Source organism: Leisingera sp. ABM4_060 (assembly GCF_056158765.1).
In genome coordinates, this window is record NZ_JBSWTX010000001.1 from 2,661,709 (window position 1) to 2,683,375 (window position 21,667).

Here is a 21,667-nt window from a genome sequence, read left to right on the forward strand (position 1 = left end):
CGGTGTTTCGCGAAATTGAAAAGGTGGCCCGATGGCCGTGTTCAAACTATCTGGAACCTGGCTTCGAGCTCTCGGCAACCGGACGCATTTGCCCGCATTGCTTGCTTTTGCGGTCGTTTGCGCCGCAGGATTTTTTGCGGAACGCCAAAACGCAACCATTCATCACCAGTCCGAGCGCGCCGATGTGCAGCAAGCAGCCGGGCTGATCAAGTCGCGGCTGGAGGGGCAATTGAACGGCGACTATCAGCGGCTGCGCGGGCTGGCGGCGGTGCTGGCCATTGAACCGGACATGCAACAGGCACAATTCAGCCGGCTGGCGGGGCAAGTGCTTGAAGGCAAGACAGCCATCCGCCACATCGCGGCAGCTCCAGACCTGGTGATTTCGCTGATCCACCCCATCGCAGGCAATGAAACGGCCATCGGCCTGGACTACAACAGCAATGAAGCGCAGCGCGAAGCGGCCTACCGGGTGCGTGATAGCGGCGAGATGGTGCTGGCCGGCCCGGTAAAACTGGTTCAGGGCGGGTCGGGGTTCATCTACCGGTTGCCGATCTTCGCCGGATCCGGGGCAGAGCGGCAATTCTGGGGCATCCTGTCAGCGGTTGTCGAAACCAAGACGCTTTATGCCGCCACCGGCTTGGATGAGCCTGGCAGCGGGCTTGAACTGACCCTGACCGGTCATGACGGCACTGGCGCGGCGGGGCGGCAGTTTTTCGGCGCCCCTGGGACACCGGCCGGAGATCCAGTGCTGCTGGACATCAACCTGCCGGCAGGCGCCTGGCAGCTGGCAGCCCGCCCTCAAGGCGGCTGGCAAGAGCACCCCGGCAACCTGTGGAAATTGCGGCTGGCGTTGCTCGGCGCTGGAATGCTAATCGTCTTCCCGACCTTCCTGGCCGGCAGACTGTCCGCGGCCCGTCAAATCGCAATTGGCAAGCTGCGCCGCCGTGAGACTGAGCTGGAAGCAGTCTCCAGGCGGCTGGAAATCGCGGTCAAAACGTCCCGTGTCGGGATCTGGGAGTGCGATGCGGAAAACCAGCGGGTGAGCTGGGACAGCCGGATGCACGAGCTTTACGGCGTGCCGCGGGAAGAGGGCCCGCTGACCGGCGACGCCTGGATCGGGAGGTTGCATCCGCAGGACCGCGATCAGGTCGCCACGGCGCTGGAGACCGCCGAAAGGGACAAGGCAAACTTCGCGTCTGAGTTCCGGATCGTACTGGACGACGGAACTGTCAAGCACATCCGCGCATTGGCCAGCCCGTTCAAAGACGCGCAAGGCCGCGACTGGATGATTGGCGTCAACTGGAATGTGTCCGAGGACGTCCACCTGCGCGAAGAGCTGATCCGTGCCAATCAGAAACTCTCCGAACGCAACAGTGAACTGAAACACGGCAAGCAGGCTCTGGAACAGGCGCATTCCGAACTGCAGAAACAGCAGGAAGAATTGCACCGCCTGTCACTGGTTGCCAAACATGCCTCCGACAGCATCATCCTGACCGATGCAGACCGCAGGATCCTGTGGGTCAATGATGCCTTTACCCGGGCCACCGGCTATACCGGCAGCGAGGCGATCGGCCGGACGCCTTCGGAGATGCTGGACGGGCCCGCGACCGATCTTGGCGTGATCAAGGAAATGAACCGCCACAAGGACAGCGGCACCCGCTACCACAATGAGGTGCTCAATTACACCAAATCAGGGGAAGAGGTCTGGTTCGACACCAACATCGTCCCAGTGACCGGCGCTGATGGCCGGGTTGACCTGATTATCGGCATCGAGCGCGACATCACCCGCAGCAAGCAGCGCGAACGCGAACTGGCGGAGGCCAAGCAGGCGGCGGAAATGGCGGACCGTGCCAAGTCTGAGTTTCTGGCAAACATGAGCCACGAAATCCGCACTCCGATGAATGGTATCATCGGCATGGCCGACCTGCTGGCCGAAGCAGAGCTGCAGGAAGACGACCAGCAAAACGTTGAGACCATCCGCAGCTCGGCTCAGGCGCTTTTGAAGATCATCAATGACATCCTTGATCTGTCCCGGCTGGAAGCAGGCAAGTTTTCAATTGCCGCAGAGGATTTCGACCTGCGTGATTGCGTCGGCAGCGCCGCAGGCCTGTTCCGCGCCAAAGCCTTGGAAAAGGGGCTGCCGCTGCAGGTCACCTATGCCAGCGGACTGCCCGCGCAGTTGCGCGGCGATGACGGGCGGCTGCGCCAGATCCTGGTCAACCTGATCGGCAACGCGGTCAAGTTCACGGCTGAGGGAAAAGTCCAGGTCCGCGTCGCCCATGCTGCTGGTGATCCCTGCCGCCTGGTCATCGACGTAGAGGACAGCGGCATTGGCATTTCCGAAGCTCAGAGCCGCCACATCTTCGACCGGTTCACCCAGGCGGACGCCGCAACCACCAAATCCTTTGGCGGTACCGGGCTGGGCCTGACAATCTCCAGCATGCTGGCCAGCCGGATGGGCGGCGGCATTTCCGTGACATCTGAGCTGGGCCACGGCGCCTGTTTCCGGCTCGAGGTGCAGATGGCGCCGGCCGCCGGTGAACAGAGCCAGGCAGCTATACTGCAACTGGCTTCGGCACAGCCATTGGAACCCTGCCGGATTCTGCTGGCTGAGGACAACCAGACCAACCGGCTGCTGATCCGCAAATTTCTGCGCGGCCAGCCGGTGGAATTGGCCGAAGCCGCAAACGGCCGGGCGGCGGTCGAGATGTGCAAGGACCTGCAGCCGGACATCATACTGATGGACATGTCGATGCCGGAACTGGACGGCGTCGGCGCCACGCGCGAGATCCGCAGCCTGGCCATCGGCCAGCCGGTGATTATCGCGCTGACCGCCAATGCGTTTTCCAGCGACCGTCAGGCCTGCCTGGACGCAGGCATGGACCATTTCCTGGCCAAGCCGGTGAAAAAGGCGGTGCTGTTGAATACTCTGGCCGCCGTGCAGGCCGAAGCCGGCCCCTCGCAGCAGCAACCCCGTGCCAGCGCCTGACCACGGCATGGCAGTCTGAGGATCCGCCTCAGACTGCCATGCCGATTAAAGCAACCCCGCCGGCCATCAGCACCGCCGAGCCGAGGCGGCGCATCCAATAGCCCTCTTTGAGGAAGACAAAGCCAATCAGGGCTGCAAAGATCACCGACGTCTCGCGCAGTGCCGAGACAGCCCCCAGCGGCGCAAAATTCTTAGCATAAAGCACCAGCCCGTAAGCCATCATCGACACCAGTCCTCCGGCCAGGCCCAGGGCCCAGGTTCGCTTGGGCAAGGCTGCCAAGGCCTCCCGTTTGCGGACTGCGATGAAGCCTGCGATGAAAATATGCAGAAAGGCACCCCAGGCCCAGTAACTGAGCGTATTGCCGGACAGGCGGACCCCAACCCCGTCAATCAGGGAATAGATCGAGATAAAAAAACCTGTGCCGACGGCAAATCCCAGCGCCGTCCGCCCCACCCCGGACCGCAGCGCCTTCCAGCTGCTGAGCTGAATGCCAAGCGCGATCACCCCGATCCCGGCCCAGGCCTGCAGCGGCAGCACTTCACCGGCAAAGATCATCGCCCAGATGCCGACAAGCGCAGGCACGATGCCGCGGGCAATCGGGTAAACGACACTGAAGTCGCCATGCTGATAGGCCCGCCCCAGCATGTAGTAGTAGCCGAAATGCACCACGGTCGAGAGCAGAATGTAGACAAAGCTCTCGGCATTGGGCAGCGGCAGCAGCGTGATCATCACGGTGCTGGGAAGAACATGGCCGAATGCCACCAGCCCCAGCGTGGTGGTACGGTCGGCCGCGGTTTTCACAATTGCGTTCCAGACGGCATGCAGCAGCGCTGCCGACAGGATGATGGCAATAACAAAAAGGGTCATTTCAGGGACAGTTCGTTTAAAGTGCAGCCCGGGCTCTTCGCCTTACCCGGCTTGCTCGGGCTGCATTTCGTTGATCAGCCGCGTCTCCAGCAACTGGCCGTTCTGGTACAGAACCGGATAGGCCACCGCGGCAATATGGCTGTTGAATTCACGGAGCGCCCGCAGCGTCTCCAAGTGGATATCCGAGGTCTCAAAGCTTTCCTGCGCGCCGTTCTGCAATCGTTTCAGGTGGCGTTTGCGGCTGTCATGCTCCATCCGTTTCAGCTCGGTTTTTTCCAGGCTCAGCAGGCGCGCGCTCTCCAGGTCATCCGAAATCAGCACGTTCGACGCCAGCTGCAGGTTGGCCAGGGTGGCCTCGTGCATCCGGGTGATTTCCATCCAGCCATCTTTGGAAAAGCGGAGATTTTTCTTGTTCAGATCGCCAGCCAGAACCGTCAGGCGCCGGGCCACTACATCGCCAGCGGTTTCCAGGCGGATGGCATATTCCATCAGCCCGCGGGCAGTTTTCACCTGCGCCTTGCTGAATTCCTCTTCGGGGATTGCAGCCACATACTGGCGGATGCCGGAAAGACAGGTGTTGACCTCGCCATCCATCATCTGCACCGCCTTGATCTGCTCCTTGGTGCCGGACTGATAAAGCTCCAGCACCGGACGATACATGGCGTGCACGAGGTCCGACATCCGCAGCAATTCACGTTTGAGGTTCAGAACGGCTTGTGTCGCCGACCCATAGCTGCCCTGCTCCAGCGTGCTGACCGGACGGCCAGGCTGGCTGGCGCCGGTTTTCGCAAACTCCGGAAAGAGGCGGGCCATCAGTCCTTCCAGCCGCCCGCAGAACGGTAAAGCCAGAACCAGCAGCGATGCGTTGAACGCAAGATGCGCATTGACCAGCATCTGGCCGCCCTGGGGATCTCCCAGCACCCCTTGCCGCAGTGCGAGATTGGCCGCAAACAAGGCAACCACCGCCCATGCGCCGCGCAAGGCCAGATTGGCATAGGGAATGCGCCGCGCCTTCAATTCCATTCCCCTGCTCAGCCACACCGGGATGAACGCGGAACCGAAATTTGCCCCCAGCACCAGCGACAGGCCCGCCGCAAAGGGGATCGCGCCAATTTGGACCAGTGTCACGCACATCAGGATTGCCGCAACGCTGGAATGCATCACAAAGGCCAGAGCACCGCCAACCAGGAAGGCGGTGATATAGTCGCGCGCCAAATAGCCCGCGATTGCAGGCAGAAAGGCGCTGTCGCGAATCGGATCCATCGCCTCGCGCAGGAAGCGCAGCGAAATCAGGATGAAGGCAACCCCCATCAGGATCCGCCCCAGCTGCCGCGCCTTCTTGGCTTCGGTCTTCACAAACAGGTAGCCGCCGATCGCCAGCAGAACCGGCACCAGCCAGTCGAGCTTGAACGACAGGATCTGAATGATCAGCGCTGAGCCGAGGTCGCCGCCGAGCACAATCGCGAGGCCAGCCGGGAACGCCAGCATGCCGGAGGCGGCAAAGCCGGAGGTCAGAAGCGCCACCGCGGCCGAAGACTGCAGCACGATGGCCATGGCAACGCCGGTCACGGCGGAGGAGGCATAGCTGCGCTGGCCGGTCATCAGCCGCTGGAACGAGGCGCCATAGCTGCGCTCGATGCCGGTGCGCACCATCCGCACCGCAAACAGCAGCAGCATGGTGGCGCCTGCAAGGCTGATGAGGAATGTCAGGATCGCCATTCAAGTATCCATCTGCCGCGCGCGGCGGGGCCGGTTTCCAGCTCAGTCATTCTTGCCTCCTTCGGCAACTTCCGTCTTCACGCCCCAGCTTTTAAGCGCTTCTGCCAGTTTCTTGCCTGGCGCCCGGTCGGTGAACAAAAGATCGATCCTGCGCGGCGATGGCCCGCGATGCGGCGCAGTTTCCTCAAACTTCGGATGCGCTATCGCCACCGCAACCTGCTCGGCGCAATCGGCCACGACACTGGCCAGCTGCGCCTCACCCGCGCTGTGGTAGAGCGCCCCGTGTTTGGCTGAGAACGCATCCGCCGACAGAACCGCGAGATCCAGCGCAAAGCGGCGCACCTGCTGCTCAGTGACAAAGCCGAAGGTGCCGCGCTCGTTGCTTTGCAATTCGCCGCCCAGGAAATGCACCCGGTTGCCGTTGTGGTTGGCCAGGGTCTGTGCCGCCCCGATGGAGTTGGTCACCACGATCAGCCCGGATTTTTGCCGCAGCTCCTCGGCAACAAAGGCAGTCGTGGACCCAACATCCAGAAACAGTGCCATACCGTCACTGGCACGGGCAGCAACCTGCGCTGCGATCCGCGCCTTTTCCTTTTGGTTTTCAGAGATCCGCCGGGCGAAGCTGGTTGCGCTTTGGGGACCGGCCAGAAAGGCTCCGCCATGCACCCGCTGCACAGCGCCTGCCTTGTCGAGAGCTTTGATCGTGCGCCGCACGGTTTCTTCGGAGACCTCCAGCATCCTGGCAAGCTCCGCACTTCGGGCGGAGCCGCCCAGGCGGCGCAACGCGTCGACCAGCTCCAATTCGCGATGCGAGAGGGAAAGAGAGTCAGACAAGAGGGTATCCGTTCGCCATTGTTTCGTTTCTTCTGGCGATTAGGCATAGGGCACCTCTCCATTACAAGGGTTCTCCCCACAATTTCCCACAAAAATTGGGAGCATCTCACAAAAACAACGGGCAAAACCGCTCAAACGGTCACCAGATTTTTTTGATCCCGGCGCTTTCCGTTTGTACCGCCCGCCTTTCCTGCCGGCAAATACTCCCGCCCCTTTCCGGCCAGCCTGCGGCAGCCCCGAAAGCGTTGGGCATGGCGCCGCGCTTTCGCGCGGCGCGGGCAGCGCCCCGGCAGGGGCGCCGCCGGGCCCGAGGCCCTTGCCGGGGCATCTTTGATGCGCTGGCGGGGCGCGGGAGCTGCCCCCTCGCCGAACAGAAGGCTGTCAACGCAAAACCGCCGCAGCTGCTGGGCTGCGGCGGTTTCTGTCTCTCAATCCTGCAAGGCCTTACAGGTTCGGGTACAGCGGGAACCTGGCGCAGAGGTCCGCCACTTTGGCGCGCACCGCGGCTTCCACATCCGCATTGCCCTCTTCACCGTTGGCCGCCAGCCCGTCGATCACCTCGATGATCAGGTCGGCGATCTGGCGGAATTCCGCCTCGCCGAAGCCGCGGGTGGTGCCTGCGGGCGTGCCCAGGCGCAGGCCCGAGGTCACGGTGGGCTTTTCCGGATCGAACGGGATGCCGTTCTTGTTGGTGGTGATATGGGCGCGGCCCAGCGCCTTGTCGGCGATGTTGCCGGTGACGCCCTTGGGACGCAGGTCGACCAGCATGACGTGCGTATCGGTGCCGCCGGTGACGATGTCCAGCCCGCCCTGGATCAGCTGATCCGCCAGCGCCGCCGCGTTGGCCTTCACCTGTTTCTGGTACTCTTTGAACTCGGGCTTCAGCGCCTCGCCGAAGGCCGCCGCCTTGCCTGCGATCACATGCATCAGCGGGCCGCCCTGGATGCCGGGGAAGATCGCCGAGTTCACTTTCTTGGCAATCGCCTCGTCATTGGTCAGGATCATGCCGCCGCGGGGGCCGCGCAGGGTCTTGTGGGTGGTGGTGGTGGCCACATGCGCATGCGGGAAGGGCGAGGGGTGCTCGCCAGCCGCAACCAGCCCTGCGAAATGCGCCATGTCGACATGCAGATAGGCGCCGACCTTGTCGGCAATGGCGCGGAAGCGGGCAAAGTCGATGACCCGCGGGATCGCCGAACCGCCGGCGATGATCAGCTTCGGCTGGTGCTCGACCGCCAGCGCTTCCAACTGGTCGTAGTCGATCAGGTTGTCGTCGCGGCGCACGCCGTAGGAGACCGCGTTGAACCACTTGCCCGACTGGTTCGGCGCCGCACCGTGGGTCAAGTGGCCGCCGGAGGCCAGATCCATGCCCAGAATGGTGTCGCCGGGCTTCAAGAGCGCCTGGAACACGCCCTGGTTGGCCTGGGAGCCGGAGTTCGGCTGCACGTTGGCAAACTCGCAGCCAAACAGCGCCTTGGCGCGGTCGATCGCCAGGTTTTCGGCCACGTCGACATACTGGCAGCCGCCATAGTAGCGGCGCCCCGGGTAGCCTTCGGCGTATTTGTTGGTCAGCACGGAACCTTGCGCTTCCATCACCGCGGCCGAGACGATGTTCTCGGAGGCGATCAGCTCGATCTCGTCGCGCTGGCGGCCCAGCTCGGCCGTGATCGAGGCAAACAGCTCAGGATCGCGCTCAGAGAGGGACTGGGTGAAAAAGAGATCTTTGGACATTCGGGGCTCCTGTCTATCCGGTCCAGCCGAGGCCCGCAGCAACGCAGTTCATCGACTGCAGCAGCGGCACCGGCACTGTTGAAGGCTTTTCAGCGCGCTCTTCCCGCAGGAGGCGTACCTGGGTTTTGTGAATTTCGCGCAGCATGGTTTCGACCCGGCCAAAGCGGGCGCGCAGGCGCGGGAAGCGGTCGGCGAGGCTGCTGTCCCCGGTCAGGAACAGGATGGCTTCGCGGGCCAGCTGGTATTCCTTGCGGATGGTGCCAAAGATCCGCTCGCGGATTTCACCGTCCTGCACCAGCGTCGCATAATCCGCAGCGATCTCCATATCGCTTTGCAGCAGCGTCTTTTCGACTTCATCCACCACCAGGCGGAACAGCGGCGAGTTGGAGAACATGTCCTGCAGCACCGCGTCGCCGCGTGCGCCGCGGAACTTGCGGAAGCTGGCAACAGCCGAGCCGAAGCCATACCAGCCGGTGATCATGTGGCGGTTCTGCGACCAGGCAAAGACCCAGGGTATCGCGCGCAGGTCATCCAGCGAGCCTGCACCGAAACGGCGGGCCGGGCGCGAACCGATCTTGAGCCGTGCGAGTTCCTCCACCGGGCTGGCCTGCTGGAAATAGTCCAGGAAGCCGGGCGCGTTGAGCAGATTGGAGTAGGCGGCCTGGGACATGCCGGCAAGCGCCTCGAACGCGTCGTCATGCTCGGGGTTCACCGGCGGGGTGTTGTCCTGCAGCGAGTGGCGCAGCACCGAAGAGGCCATCAGTTCCAGCTGATGCAGAGCGGTGCCGCGGTTGGCGAACTTGGAACTGACCACTTCGCCCTGTTCGGTGATCCGCATCTGACCGGCAATAGTGCCTGCGGGCTGTGCCGCAATGGCGCGCTCGGCAGGGGCGCCTCCACGTGAAACAGAGCCGCCGCGGCCGTGGAAGAACACCGGCTGCATCCGGTGCGCGGCCAGGGTGCGGGTGATCAGGCGCTGCGCCTTCTCCAGCTCCCAGGTGGAGCACAGGAAGCCACCGTCCTTGTTGCTGTCGGAATAGCCCAGCATCACCTCGATACGGTTGTCGCCGGATTTCAGCGAGCGGCGGGCAAAGGGCACGTCCAAGAGACCGTTGAGGATACCCGGGGCAGCCCGCAAATCGCCGATGGTTTCAAACAGCGGCACCACTTTCAGCGCCGCCTTTTCGGCGCCGAAGCCCGCATAGCGCGCCAGCAGGTAAACTGCGAGCAGGTCGTCGGTGGAGCGCGTCATCGACAGGATGAACGGTCCCATCGCCTGCGGATCTTCCCCGGCCCCGGCATCGCGCATCAGCCGCAGCAGCTTCAGCAGCTCGCTGCTTTGCGGGTTCAGCTCATCCGGCATTACATAGGCCAGCGAAGCGCTGCCCAGCTCCTGGCGCAGGCGGGCCGACCACTCGGGGCTGCCGAACTCCGGCACATCGTCGGAACGCGCCCAAATCTCGGTCAGGGTATCGGTGGTCACCGTCGAGTTCTGGCGGATGTCCAGCGTCACGGTACGGAATCCAAAGACGTCGGCCTGCCAGCGGATCGGACGCACATAACGCGCGGCCAGACGGCTGGCGCCGATTTCTTCCAGCGCTTCCTCGACCTGGGTGAGGTCGCTGATGAAGTCGCCCAAATGCGGATAGGCGCCGGACTCTTCGGTCGCGGTGGCTTTGATCCGGGCCAGAATCGCGGTCAGCGCCTGGCGGAAGACTTCGCCGGGGTTGCGGGCTGCGAGATCCGCCATGCCGGGGGCAGCTTCGATGATGCCCGCAAGACGGGCAGAGGCGCTCACAGGCAGGGCAAACACGGCGGCCGAAATCGAAATCCGCTCTGCAGCGGTGGTCAGCGCCTTCTGATAGCGTTTCAGAATGGCTGCGCGGTTGGCCGCCAGTGCATCCGCGGTGGCCTCAACCGTCACATTCGGGTTGCCGTCGCGGTCGCCGCCGATCCAGGAGTGGAATTTCAGGCAGGGAGCGTCCGCAGTTGAGCCCAGACGCGGCTCAGCAGCAGCGATGTAGCGTTCGAAAAGCTGCGGCACGGCCTCGTACAGGCTGTCGCGGAAGAACTGCAGGCCCCATTGGATTTCGTCCTGCAGGCTGGGACGGTCGCGGCGCAGCTCGCCGGTCATCCACAAGAGGTCAATCTCCGAACGCAGATCCTCCAGCAGATCGGCGCGCTCACGCGGGGTCCAGCGCTTGGCCTCCAGCGACACCAGCCCGCGGTAGATGCGGCGGTGGATTTCCAGAATTGTGACCCGCTTAGCCTCGGTCGGATGCGCCGTCAGGGTCGGGCCGATCGAGAACTGGCCGGCAACTTCTTGCAGCCGTTCCGGCGTGGCGAGTTCCCCGGCCAGGTCCAGCGCGCGGGCAAAGCTGCCCTCGACCACTTCCGGGCCGTCCTGGGTTTCGGCGATGCGGCGGTCGCGCATGGCGGCGTTTTCCTCGACGATCTTCAGCAGCTGGAACCAGATGTTGAAGGCCTGCATATAGGCGATCGCGGGCTGGCCGTCGGACAGGTCCCAAGGCAACTCGCCGGTGGCGCGCTTTGCCACTTCCGGTGCGCGCTGGCGCAGCACATCCAGCCAAAGGGCGTGCAGTTCGGTGCGCAGTTCGGCAGCATAGCCCGTATCTTCGAACCCCGCTTGAGTGGTTTCGGCCGGGTTTCCCATTACATCACCCGGTCACGCGGCTCGCGCCCTGCAAAGAAGTCATTGAGATTATCGAGCACGCGGAAGCCCATTGCCTCGCGCGCTTCGCGGGTAGCGCTGCCCAGATGCGGCAGCATCACCAGGTTGTCGCAGTCCAGCAGGTCCGGGTTGATGCGCGGTTCACCGTCGAACACGTCCAGAGCCGCACCGCCGATGGTTTCGAACCACAGCGCGCGGGACAGGGCTAGCTCGTCGATCACCTCGCCGCGGGCGGTATTAATAAGGAATGCGTCCGGCTTCATCAGGTTCAGCATCCGGGTGTTGATCAGATGCCGGTTGGCGGTTCCGCCCGGGCAGTGCAGCGAGACAAAGTCGCACTGCGGCATCAGCTCTTCCAGGCTGTCGGCCTGAGTGGCGTTGTAGCGGGCCAGGATATCGGGCGACACGCGGGAGCGGTTCTGCACCACGATCTTCATGCCAAAGCCGTGATGGGCGCGGCGGGCCATTTCCTGGCCGATGCGGCCAAAGCCAACGATGCCCAGCGTCTTGCCGGAAACCTTGGTGCCAATCAGATGGGTCGGGCGCCAGCCGGTCCATTCGCCGGCGCGCAGCTCACGCTCGCCTTCGCCTGCACGGCGGGCCACCATCAGCAGCAGCGTCATGGCGATATCAGCGGTGCACTCGCTCAGCACATCTGGCGTGTTGGTCACGGTCATGCCGTGGCCAGCAGCGCCATGCATATCAATATGTGAATAGCCAACACCATAGTTGGCAAGGATACGGGCCTGCGGTTTGGCGACGTCGAATGCCTTGGCCGAGACAGTGTCGGTCACCGTCGGCAGCACTGCGTCATAGGATTTCAGCGCGTCGCGCAGCTCATCCTCGCTCAGCGGCTTGTCGCCGGTGTTCAGCACGGCATCAAAGGTTTCAGAAAGCTGCGCCTCTACTGCGGCGGGCCAGCGGCGGGTCACCAGTACCTTTGGCTTTGCCATGATTTCATCTCCCTGACGTGCTTGATCTTTTTTAGGGTGCTCCACCCCCGCCATTGCCCCGGGCCAAGGGTGGAGCAGTGCGCCAGATCCAGGGCTGGATCAGGCGGCGTTCTTTTTCATCACGCTTGCGATGGTTTCGCCGATCACGGCGGGGTTCTCGGCAACGGTCACGCCAGCAGCCGACAGGATTTCCACCTTTTCCGAGGCGGATTCGCCGAAGGCCGAGATGATCGCGCCCGCGTGGCCCATGGTGCGGCCCTTGGGTGCGGTCAGACCCGCGACGTAGGCCACCACCGGCTTGGTCACGTGGTTCTTGATGTAATCCGCCGCTTCCGCTTCCTGCGGGCCGCCGATTTCACCGATCATCGCGATCACCTCGGTTTCCGGATCCTTCTCGAACCACTCCAGGATGTCCTTGAAGGAGGAGCCGTTGATCGGGTCGCCGCCGATCCCGACCGAAGTGGAAACCCCCAGGCCCAGTTCTTTCAGCTGCGCCGCGGCCTCGTACCCCAGGGTGCCCGAACGGCCGATGATGCCCACGGTGCCCGGCAGGTAGATGTGGCCCGGCATAATGCCCAAGAGCGCCTTGCCTGGCGAGATGGTGCCCGCGCAGTTCGGCCCGGTCAGGATCATCCGCTTTTCCTTGGGATAGCGGTACATGTAGCGCTTCACCCGGATCATGTCCTGGGCCGGGATGCCGTCGGTGATGCAGACGCAGTAGTGGATGCCCGCATCCGCCGCTTCCATGATGGAGTCGGCTGCAAACGGCGGCGGCACAAACACCAGCGAGGCATTTGCGCCGGTGGCCTCAACCGCTTCTTTCACGGTGTTGAAGACCGGCACGCCCTCGACGGTCTCGCCGCCCTTGCCCGGCACCACGCCGCCGACGACGTTGGTGCCGTATTCGATCATGTCCTTGGTGTGGAACCGGGCGATCTTGCCGGTGATGCCCTGGACGATGACACGGCTTTCGCGATCAAGAAGGATGCTCATTTGACGGCCCTCACACGAGTGTTTTGATCAAGGTCGTTTTTCCACGCGCCAACGGCCCGCTCTGCAGCTTCCATCAGCGAGGTGGCGCGGATCAGCGGCAGGCCGCTTTGCGCCAGGATCTTCTGGCCTTCCTCCACATTGGTGCCGGCAAGGCGGACCACCACGGGCACGTCGACCTGCACTTCCTTCAACGCCTGCACGACACCTTCGGCAACCCAGTCGCAGCGGTTGATACCGGCGAAGATGTTGACCAGAACCGCCTGCACGTTGCTGTCGGACATCACCAGGCGGAAAGCCTTGGCCACCCGTTCCGGAGTTGCGCCGCCGCCGATGTCCAGGAAGTTGGCAGGCTCGCCGCCGGCCAGCTTGATGGTGTCCATGGTCGCCATTGCCAGGCCCGCACCGTTCACAATACAGCCGATGTTGCCGTCGAGGCCGACATAGGACAGGCCGCGGTCGGCCGCGCGGGCTTCGCGCGGGTCTTCCTGGGACTTGTCGCGCAGTTCGGCGATCTGCGGGTGGCGGAACAGGGCGTTGTCGTCAAAGGTCATCTTGGCGTCCAGCGCGATAACCCGATTGTCCGAGGTGACCACCAGCGGGTTGATCTCAACCATGGTGGCGTCCAGTTCGGAAAACGCCTGGTAGCAGCCCTTGAGGGTACGCACCATCTGCTGCGTCATCGCCGGTTCGATGCCCAGCTGGAACGCAATCTCGCGCGCCTGGAAGTCCTGCAGACCAACGGCCGGCTCAACGGTCGAGCGCACTATGGACTCGGGGCGCTCGGCAGAGATCTCTTCAATCTCCATGCCGCCTTCGGACGAGGCAACGATCATCACCCGCTGGCTGGAACGGTCCAGCACAAAGCCGAGATAGATCTCGCGAGCGATCGGCACCGCACCTTCGACATAGACACGGTAGATGCCTTTGCCTTCGGGGCCGGTCTGATGGGTCACCAGCTTCTTGCCGAACAGGTTCTCAGTCGCCTCATAGATTTCGGCTTCAGAGTTGCACAGCTTGACGCCGCCCGCCTTGCCGCGGCCGCCGGCGTGAACCTGGGCTTTGACGATCCATTTGTCGCCGCCCAGTTCCCGCGCGCGGTAGGCCGCCTGCTCGGGGCTGTAGGCCAGCGCGCCCGGCGGAACGGTCACGCCGAAGTTGCTCAGAACTTCCTTGGCCTGATACTCGTGGATATCCATGGTCCTCTCCTCCTCATGGATGTCGGAATTCTATTACTCAGCCGGTTCCAGTTCCGGTGCGTAATGCTTGTCGAGCAGGGCGTTGATCGCCTCCATGTCGACATTTGCGCCCATATCGTTCATCGCCTTGCCGAAGCGGTTGACGATGTCGGTGATGGCCGCCGGGGTGATCTGGTTCAGGATGCCGATACGGACCTGGACCGGCTCAGACAGGGTCGGCCAGATGCCGAAACCAACGGCACGGCAGTTGCCCACCAGCTCTTTCTCGCGGCCTGCCAGATCGCCGGGCAGGTTCAGAACCACCAGGCTGGTCATGTTCGAGGTCACGTCGCAGCCCATCGCGGTGACGGCGTCGCGCAGCGCTTTCTCGTGGAAGGCATAGTCGCGGGCCTTCTGGGCGCGGCCGTGCTGCAGGGTGATGCGCAGCGCCTCGTGGAAGGCGGCAACCGCATAGCCCGAGTGGGTGCGGTGGTAGGTGCCGGCAGCCACGTCCTCGCCGTCCATGATGCCCCAGTGGCGGGCTTCCAGGATCGGGTTGTGGACATAGGAATGGCAGCCGTTCTCACGCACGGTCTGGATATATTTGTCGGTGAAGGACACCGGCGCATAGGTCAGCGGCAGGCAGAGCACGCCTTTCTGCGGGCAGGAGGCCCAGCCGGCAACGCCCGGGTAATCGTCGATCGAGAAGTCTTCGATGCCCAGCGAGGACACTGCGTCAATGAGGCCCATCACGCCGTGTTTCACACAGGCATCCGAGAAGCCTTTCAGGTCGTTAATGCGGCCCGAGCCGGTTTCCCAATGCGCCATGAAGGCCCATTTCGGTTTTTTCTCGGCCAGCACCTGCTCCACCAGCTTGCCGGAAACCGACTCGCCGTGCGGCACGTCAACCACGGTGACGGAAGCCGGCTGCGGGTTCATCGCGTCTGCGGCCAGCTCCTCGCGGGTGGCGGCTTTCATGCGGATGGTCATCGCGTCGATGCCCGAGAAGGTGCCGTTCTGGAAGGCCACCACGGTGTCGCCCGGCAGGATCGCGTTCAGCATGCAGTCCAGGCCCGAGAAGCCGGTGCCGCCAACGCCGTAGGTGTAGGTGTTGGCAGTGCCCCACAGGTCGCGCAGCATCTGCTTGCACTCGATCATGCCGCGCAGCACGTCCGCCTGCATGTGGTCGGCCAGGCCGGTGTTGGAAAAGGCCTGCAGCACGCGGGGGTCGGTATTGCCCGGCCCGGGGCCTGCGGCCAGGGTTTCCGGGATTTCCAGGCTGGGGAAAATCGTGGGTTCAGTCATCGGGGTTAGACCTCGCTGGTTTCGTGTCGGCGATGTGCCGGGGGTCCCAAGCCTTCTGCGACGCGTTCTTCGCTGCGGGAAGGTTTGTTTCCTGTCGTGCAACATCTGTTAACCCAAGGAAAACCCAGGTCGACAAAACCCGCAACACTCCTATATCCTGCTTTTGGGTATCTGAATGGATGGGAAAAAACCTACCCAAAACGGTAAAAATACCGTTGCATACCGAAATCTAACCTACCCATTTGGGTGGTTTATTACAAAAGGACACAGAATGGCTCCTATAAGCGACAAAGTTTCCCCGATTTCGGTCATGCTCGCTGACGCAAATCCGCTGGTGCTGTCTGCGATGTCCGAAATCTTCGACAAGGACCCGCGATTCTCGCTGGTCGCCACCTCCGCAACCGCCGAAGGCTTCCTCGGCACGGTGATGCGGGTGCCGGTCCAGGTCGGGATCATCGACTGGAACCTGCCAGCGCTCGGCGGCGCCAAGCTGATCGAGGTGCTGCGCGACCAGGCCAACGCGCCGCGGCTGGTGGTCTATGCCGACGACAGCGGCGACGTCCCGCGCAAGGCGATGAGCGCAGGCGCCGCCGGCTTTGCCCCGCGCTCCAGCGCCGTCGAGGGGCTGCTGGACACCTGCCTGGCCGTGGCCGCGGGCAAGATGGTTTTCCCCTTCCTCGACGTCCGGGGCTTGCAGACCGATCCGATCGAACAGCTGTCCCGCCGCGAGCGCACGATGCTCGAGGCGCTGTCCAAGGGGCTGACCAACAAGGAGCTCAGCAAGGAGCTGGAGATTTCGACCAACACGGTGAAGTTCCACCTGTCGAACCTCTACGAAAAACTCTCGGTCAAAAACCGCGCCCAAGCGATCGCGTTCTACTACGCCAACCGCGCCGCCAAGGGGGATTTCAGCCTGGAGGAATGACCCCGGCTTGCCGCCCCGCGCCTCGCACGCGTGCACGCATACGCGGGCGCACGCGAGGGCGCGACGCGCGGGCGCGCTCCCGCGCGAATGTATTTAAATGAAAACTTTTTTCTTGACAGGAAACACTCTGATAGGGAATGCCTAAGGAGGAGAGGACGAAACCCCATTGCGAATGAGGAGCGCACCCATGTCGTTTCATACCATCGAACAGGCCCCTGGCCGCCTGAACCGCAGCGAGCTGGCAATCCCCGGATCTCAGCCTCAAATGTTTGAAAAAGCTGCAAAATCTGACGTAGACGTGATCTTCCTGGATCTCGAAGACGCGGTTGCACCGGACGAGAAAGACCAGGCCCGCAAGAACATCATCGAGGCCCTGAACGACATCGACTGGGGCAACAAATCCATGTCGGTGCGAATCAACGGCCTGGACACCCACTACATGTACCGCGATGTGGTCGATGTGGTTGAACAGGCAGGCGAACGCCTGGACCTGATCATGGTCCCCAAGGTCGGTACCGCCGCCGATGTTTATGCCGTCGACATGCTGGTCACCCAGATCGAAGACGCCAAGGGACTGAAAAAGCGGATCGGCTTTGAGCACATCATCGAAACCGCGCTTGGCATGCAGAATGTGAGTGAAATTGCCGCAGCCTCCAAGCGCAACGAATCGCTGCATTTCGGTGTTGCCGACTATGCCGCCTCAACCCGCGCCCGCACCACCATCATCGGCGGCGTGAACCCCGATTACTCGGTGCTGACCGACCCGGCCGCAGATGGCTCGCGCGACGTGCACTGGGGCGACATGTGGCACTATGCCCTGGCCCGCATGGTGGTTGCCGCCCGCGCCAACGGCCTGCGCCCGATTGACGGCCCGTTCGGCGACTTCCAGGACAAGGAAGGCTACAAAGCCGCCGCCAAACGCGCCGCTGTTCTGGGCTGCGAAGGCAAATGGGCCATTCACCCCAGCCAGATCGAGCTGGCCAACGAGGTGATGTCGCCGTCGGACGCGGAAATCACTAAGGCGCACCGCATCCTGGAAGCCATGGCTGAGGCTGAGGCCGCAGGCAAAGGCGCGGTGTCGCTGGACGGCCGCCTGATTGACTACGCCTCGATCCGTCAGGCAGAAGTGCTGGTGGAAAAAGCCAAGCAGATCGCCGGCAACTAAGCCGCTGATCCTGTTCAAAACATTCCGCCGTCCCGGTTTTAACTGGGGCGGCCGAACGCCGCTATGCCAGGGAGATCCGGATGACCGAGTTGCTGACCACCGCCAAGGCCCTGTTTCAAGCCGCTGTCGACCGCGCCGACCCGGCGCAGGCGCTGCGCGCCCAGCTAGCATTTTCCCCGCTCTCCCCCCTCCCCGAAGGCGGCAGGAATGTGCTGCTGGCAGTGGGCAAGGCCGCCATCCCGATGATGCAGGAGGCTCTGGTGCTGATACCGGACTCTACTCAGGCTTTGGTGATTACAAACCCCGAAAATTACACGGAAATTCCCGGCGCCACGGTGATCTGCGGTGCCCACCCGGTGCCCGATGAAAGCAGCGCCGCCGCGGGTCGGGCTGCCATTGAGCTGGCCTGTTCCCTTGGCCCGAAAGACCGGCTGATTGCACTGATTTCCGGCGGCGGCTCCGCCCTGATGGTCGCCCCCGCCCCCGGCCTGACGCTGGCGGACAAAGCCGCCGTGAACAAGCTGTTGCTCGCTTCTGGCCTTGAAATCAACGACATGAACCTGATCCGTCAGCAGCTGTCCGACACCAAGGGCGGCGGCCTCTTGCGCCATGCCGCGCCGGCCCAGGTGCAGGCCTTCATCCTGTCGGACGTGATCGGGGATGATCTGCGCGCCATTGCCTCCGGCCCTACCGTCGCACCCATCGGCAGCCGAGCAGAAGCCCGAAGCACCATGCAGAGTGCAGCCATCTGGGACAGTGCGCCTGAGGCCGTCAAAACCCTTCTCAGCGCCACTGAAACGGCGCAAGAGGCCCCGCCTCCGGCCGCCAATACCCTGATCGGCTCCAACCGCCACAGCCTCAAGGCAATGATGGCAGCTGCGGCAGATGATTGGAGCCCGAAACTGATCTCCCACCGGCTGACCGGCGATGTGGCGGACGCTGCGGAAATCATTGTTACGGCAGCAGAAAATGCCCCCAAAGACGCTCCTGTTGCGCTGATTTTCGGCGGCGAAACCACCGTCCAGCTCCGCGGCAGCGGCCTTGGCGGGCGCAATCAGGAACTTGCCCTGCGTGTTGCCAAACTGGGCGCAGAACGCCTCAGCGGCAACTGGCTGTTCCTGTCCGGCGGCACTGACGGGCGTGACGGCCCGACCGATGCGGCAGGCGGCATTGCCACCCCTGCCACCTGGGGCGCGATCAAAGCTGCCGGCCAGGACCCGGACGCGATGCTGGCCAATAATGACAGCTATGCCGCCCTCAAATCAGCAGACGTGCTGCTGATGACCGGCGGCACCGGCACCAATGTGGCCGACGTGCAGGTCTTCCTGCGCATGCCGGGCTAAGGCCAGGCCGCTCCCGCTTTCATCTTTCCGAAAATACTCCCGCCGGAGGCTTCCATGCTCCCGGCGCCCTGCATAGGCCTGCGGCTTTACACGCTGGCCGCAACCTTCTTCTCGCCCCATTCAGCGAGATCATTGACCAGCACCAGCGCCACCCGGCGGAACACCATCCGCAACCGGTCCACATGCGGACCTTCCAGCTTGAGGTCCGCCAGCGCCTGATCCATGCATTTCAGCCAATTCTCGGCGTCCTCTTCCGTGACCGGCACATGCGCGTGCATCAGCTTCACGTCCATATGGCCGTGTTTTTCCTGATAGTACTTCCGTCCGCCCAGAAAACCGGACAGGAAATTGAACTGCTCGATCCGGGCGTGATCCATGCCGTGGCCGCGCTTGTGCAGTTTCACAATCTGCGCGCCAGCCTCAGTCTCTTCGACAATGTCGTAAAATCTTTCGACGAGGGCGCGGACCACGTCCTCGCCCCCGATCTGATCAATCAGCTTCTCTGCCATGTGTCCTCCCTGCCCCCCAGAGGGCCGCAAGCCTCAGGATTGAGGCCGCGTCTTCTTGGGGTCGTAATGGGCAAAGGGTACAATCTTGGCGGGCAGGCGTTTTTGATGTCCGTCAAGTTTGCCGATTTCCACCTCGGTCCCGGCTTCCGAACAGGACACATCCACCCGCGCCAGAGCAATGTTCTTGCCCAGCAACGGCGAGCGCATGGACGAGGTCACCTCGCCAATTTGCGCGCGCCCAATGTGAACACAGTCGCCATGGCCGACGTCGATCGCCGAGTTGATGTCCAGCCCCACCAGCTTGCGCGCAGGCGTGGTCTTGCGCCGGATCAGCGCGTCGCGACCGACGAAATCATCCTCTTTCGACTTCAGCGGCACGGTAAAGCCGATGCCGGCCTCAAACGGATCGGTCTGATCCGAGAAATCGTCAGCCGGCAAAGATCAGCCCGGCCTCGATCCGCACCATATCCAGCGCCTCCAGCCCCATCGGGCGGATACCGTGGTCCTGGCCGGCCTCCCAGACCGCATCAAAGACCTCGCTGGCGTGTTTCGGGTGGCAGAAGATCTCATAGCCCAACTCGCCGGTGTAACCGGTCCGTGACACAACCACCGGCACACCGTCTTCACCGCCGATCCGCGCCGGCGTGAAGCGGAACCAGCCCAGCTCATCCAGCTTGGGATTATGCGGCATGGTCCAAATGATCTTTTTCAGCAGATCACGGCTTTCCGGCCCCTGCACCGCAATGTTGTGCTGCATGTCTGTCGAAGAGCGGATCAGAACGTTCAAGCCTAGCTTCTCAGCCTGCTCGCGGATCCATTCCCCGCCGTAATCCGAGCCGCCAATCCAGCGGAAATTGTCCTTGCCCAGGCGGAACACGGTGCCGTCGTCGATCATGCCGCCATGGGGGTAGCACATCGCGGTATAGACCACCTGCCCCACCGCCAGCTTTTTGATATTGCGGGTAAAGATATACTGGCACAGCGCCTCGGCATCCGGCCCGGTGATCTCGAACTTGCGCAGGGCCGAGAGGTCCAGCACCACCGATTTCTCGCGGCAGGCCCAGTATTCCTCCAGCGGGCCGGACTCGGCATAGCAATTGGCCAGCCAGAACCCGTTATACTCGATGAAATTGCGGGTCAGCTTGCTGAGGCGGTCGTGGAAACCGGTTTCCTTGGTCATCTTGGGCTCCGATTCAGGGGTCGCGCGGAACGCAATCGCCCGCTTGAAAGTCTCTGTTCCGCTATAGGTGCGGATGTGAATGTCGGTGGGGTTCCAGCCATTGGCGGCGCTGGTGTCATCCGGGCAGGCCGAGCTGACACAGACCAGATCGGTCAAAGCGCGCAACAGCACATAGTCGCCGGGCCGGGTCCAGGGCTCATCAGCATACATCACGCCGTGATCGTCGAGCCCGGTGTTGAAGAAGAAGTTGATCGCCATCCAGCCGGCCCGCGGCGTCACCCCATGGCACGCCAGCGCGCCATTGAAGTTGTCCGAGCAGTTCACATGGCCGGGATAGCCGATGTCGTCGTAGTATTTTGCGGCACAGGCCAGCGCAAAAGCATCGTGGCGCCCCACGGTGTCCTGCACCACCTCGACCAGCGGCAGCATGTCCTGGTCATAGTATTTCGCATGCAGCCCCGGCATCGGATAGGCATGGCCCATCAGCGTGCGGGTGGTGGTCACATCCAGCGCGTGCTCAATGCCTTTGTCCAATTTGCGCGCGGCAAAGCATTGAAAGTCGGTGCACTGGCGCCCATCCACATCAATGATCTGGATGTAATCGCCCGCCTTCACAAAATAGCTCTCAGCCGTGGCACTGTGCACCCGCACTTCGCTCACAGGCTCGGCCAGCGGATCCGGCAGTTCAAACCGCGCCACTTGCTTGATCACCGCCCGCTTGACCATGACAGTCAGCGAGGTCGCGGTGTCCTGCTTCTCAAAATCCATGATGCCGCCGGGTGCGGCAATGATCATCACCCCGTCGCGTTGCGCAGTAAAACTTTCTTCGGTCTTGGCAGGGCTGCCGCTGTCAAAGAACCGCACCGCACCGCCCTGCGCCAGATCAATGCCGCGCGCCTCCATCCCCATGCGCAATCCGCGCAGGGACTGGTCCGAAGAGGTCAGCAGCGCCTTCAGCCCGCTTGCATCACTGTTGGCGGCAGCGCCGATGAGGCCCGCATCAATACGTCCCTTGTCCTCGGCGGCAACGATCTCGCATGGCTGGCCGCCCTCGTCGTTGACCACCGTGACCGCGTCGCCAGTCTCCACCCGGATCAGGATCGCACCGCAGCCTTCGACCACATAGCGCTCGGTTCCCTTGGGCAGCGAAAACACCGACGGCTGATACAGTCCAGAGGGCTTCGGCGGCCCTTTGACAACCTCAGGGAAGCTCATGTCATTCATCGCGCATCTCCTGTTGGACTCCGGTCGAAAATTGCACTTCCGGAATATTTATTTATTGAAAAGAA

14 protein-coding genes and 1 pseudogene are annotated in these 21,667 nt (G+C 62.9%); 4 read left to right on the forward strand and 11 right to left on the reverse strand.

What is annotated here, in order from left to right; all coding sequences use genetic code 11:
* Positions 1-184 precede the first annotated feature (184 nt).
* A complete protein-coding gene (locus tag ACXAEH_RS12795; RefSeq protein ID WP_475033246.1) occupies positions 185-2,989 on the forward strand; it encodes a PAS domain S-box protein in 2,805 nt (934 codons plus the stop codon).
* Positions 2,990-3,017: 28 nt separating this feature from the next.
* Here the strand turns inward: ACXAEH_RS12795 and ACXAEH_RS12800 are convergent, their stop codons facing one another.
* From ACXAEH_RS12800 to ACXAEH_RS12840, 9 genes are all read right to left on the reverse strand, one after another.
* Complete coding sequence (locus tag ACXAEH_RS12800; RefSeq protein WP_475033248.1) at positions 3,018-3,857, reverse strand: EamA family transporter; 840 nt, start codon at positions 3,855-3,857, stop codon at positions 3,018-3,020.
* Positions 3,858-3,899: 42 nt separating this feature from the next.
* Positions 3,900-5,576 carry a Na/Pi cotransporter family protein gene (locus ACXAEH_RS12805; protein WP_475033249.1) on the reverse strand — a complete coding sequence of 559 codons (1,677 nt, stop codon included), beginning with the start codon at positions 5,574-5,576 and terminating at the stop codon, positions 3,900-3,902.
* Between the two features lie 42 nt (positions 5,577-5,618).
* Positions 5,619-6,410: a DeoR/GlpR family DNA-binding transcription regulator gene (locus ACXAEH_RS12810; protein WP_475033251.1), complete on the reverse strand. Its 792-nt coding sequence runs from the start codon at positions 6,408-6,410 to the stop codon at positions 5,619-5,621.
* 444 nt (positions 6,411-6,854) lie between these two features.
* On the reverse strand, positions 6,855-8,138 hold the full coding sequence (glyA, locus tag ACXAEH_RS12815; RefSeq protein ID WP_475033253.1) for a serine hydroxymethyltransferase: 1,284 nt from the start codon (positions 8,136-8,138) through the stop codon (positions 6,855-6,857).
* 13 nt (positions 8,139-8,151) lie between these two features.
* Positions 8,152-10,812, reverse strand: coding sequence for a phosphoenolpyruvate carboxylase (locus ACXAEH_RS12820; RefSeq protein ID WP_475033255.1), 2,661 nt, complete (start codon positions 10,810-10,812; stop codon positions 8,152-8,154).
* Positions 10,812-11,783, reverse strand: coding sequence for a 2-hydroxyacid dehydrogenase (locus ACXAEH_RS12825; protein WP_475033256.1), 972 nt, complete (start codon positions 11,781-11,783; stop codon positions 10,812-10,814). The genes ACXAEH_RS12820 and ACXAEH_RS12825 overlap by 1 nt, the downstream gene beginning before the upstream one ends.
* 99 nt (positions 11,784-11,882) lie before the next feature.
* Positions 11,883-12,776: a succinate--CoA ligase subunit alpha gene (sucD, locus tag ACXAEH_RS12830; RefSeq protein WP_174149633.1), complete on the reverse strand. Its 894-nt coding sequence runs from the start codon at positions 12,774-12,776 to the stop codon at positions 11,883-11,885.
* Positions 12,773-13,972, reverse strand: coding sequence for a malate--CoA ligase subunit beta (locus ACXAEH_RS12835; RefSeq protein ID WP_475033258.1), 1,200 nt, complete (start codon positions 13,970-13,972; stop codon positions 12,773-12,775). Before ACXAEH_RS12835 ends, sucD begins: the two co-directional genes overlap by 4 nt.
* 33 nt (positions 13,973-14,005) lie before the next feature.
* Positions 14,006-15,256, reverse strand: a complete 1,251-nt coding sequence (locus tag ACXAEH_RS12840) for a pyridoxal-phosphate-dependent aminotransferase family protein (protein ID WP_475033259.1) — start codon at positions 15,254-15,256, stop codon at positions 14,006-14,008.
* A gap of 310 nt (positions 15,257-15,566) precedes the next feature.
* On the opposite strand from ACXAEH_RS12840, the gene ACXAEH_RS12845 reads away from it, so the two are divergent.
* The 3 genes from ACXAEH_RS12845 to ACXAEH_RS12855 all read left to right on the forward strand — a co-directional run bounded on the left by ACXAEH_RS12845 (position 15,567) and on the right by ACXAEH_RS12855 (position 18,689).
* The gene (locus tag ACXAEH_RS12845; protein WP_083194229.1) at positions 15,567-16,181 is read left to right on the forward strand and encodes a response regulator transcription factor; all 615 of its coding nucleotides are present in this window, start codon (positions 15,567-15,569) and stop codon (positions 16,179-16,181) included.
* 187 nt (positions 16,182-16,368) lie between these two features.
* Positions 16,369-17,346, forward strand: coding sequence for an HpcH/HpaI aldolase/citrate lyase family protein (locus tag ACXAEH_RS12850; RefSeq protein ID WP_259957545.1), 978 nt, complete (start codon positions 16,369-16,371; stop codon positions 17,344-17,346).
* 80 nt (positions 17,347-17,426) lie between these two features.
* Positions 17,427-18,689 carry a glycerate kinase type-2 family protein gene (locus ACXAEH_RS12855; RefSeq protein ID WP_475033261.1) on the forward strand — a complete coding sequence of 421 codons (1,263 nt, stop codon included), beginning with the start codon at positions 17,427-17,429 and terminating at the stop codon, positions 18,687-18,689.
* An 86-nt stretch (positions 18,690-18,775) separates the two neighbouring features.
* Here ACXAEH_RS12855 and ACXAEH_RS12860 read toward each other — a convergent pair whose 3' ends face one another.
* A complete protein-coding gene (locus ACXAEH_RS12860) occupies positions 18,776-19,198 on the reverse strand; it encodes a group II truncated hemoglobin (RefSeq protein WP_475033263.1) in 423 nt (140 codons plus the stop codon).
* Between the two features lie 33 nt (positions 19,199-19,231).
* Positions 19,232-21,602, reverse strand: a pseudogene (gene tdm, locus ACXAEH_RS12865) (trimethylamine-oxide aldolase Tdm).
* Positions 21,603-21,667: the final 65 nt, after the last annotated feature.

Coding starts and splice junctions, on each gene's coding strand:
- ACXAEH_RS12800 (WP_475033248.1), bottom strand. CDS start 3,857: ATGACCCTTTTTGTTATTGCCATCATCCTGTCGGCAGCGCTGCTGCAT.
- ACXAEH_RS12805 (WP_475033249.1), bottom strand. CDS start 5,576: ATGGCGATCCTGACATTCCTCATCAGCCTTGCAGGCGCCACCATGCTG.
- glyA (WP_475033253.1), bottom strand. CDS start 8,138: ATGTCCAAAGATCTCTTTTTCACCCAGTCCCTCTCTGAGCGCGATCCT.
- ACXAEH_RS12820 (WP_475033255.1), bottom strand. CDS start 10,812: ATGGGAAACCCGGCCGAAACCACTCAAGCGGGGTTCGAAGATACGGGC.
- ACXAEH_RS12825 (WP_475033256.1), bottom strand. CDS start 11,783: ATGGCAAAGCCAAAGGTACTGGTGACCCGCCGCTGGCCCGCCGCAGTA.
- sucD (WP_174149633.1), bottom strand. CDS start 12,776: ATGAGCATCCTTCTTGATCGCGAAAGCCGTGTCATCGTCCAGGGCATC.
- ACXAEH_RS12835 (WP_475033258.1), bottom strand. CDS start 13,972: ATGGATATCCACGAGTATCAGGCCAAGGAAGTTCTGAGCAACTTCGGC.
- ACXAEH_RS12840 (WP_475033259.1), bottom strand. CDS start 15,256: ATGACTGAACCCACGATTTTCCCCAGCCTGGAAATCCCGGAAACCCTG.
- ACXAEH_RS12845 (WP_083194229.1), top strand. CDS start 15,567: ATGCTCGCTGACGCAAATCCGCTGGTGCTGTCTGCGATGTCCGAAATC.
- ACXAEH_RS12850 (WP_259957545.1), top strand. CDS start 16,369: ATGTCGTTTCATACCATCGAACAGGCCCCTGGCCGCCTGAACCGCAGC.
- ACXAEH_RS12855 (WP_475033261.1), top strand. CDS start 17,427: ATGACCGAGTTGCTGACCACCGCCAAGGCCCTGTTTCAAGCCGCTGTC.
- ACXAEH_RS12860 (WP_475033263.1), bottom strand. CDS start 19,198: ATGGCAGAGAAGCTGATTGATCAGATCGGGGGCGAGGACGTGGTCCGC.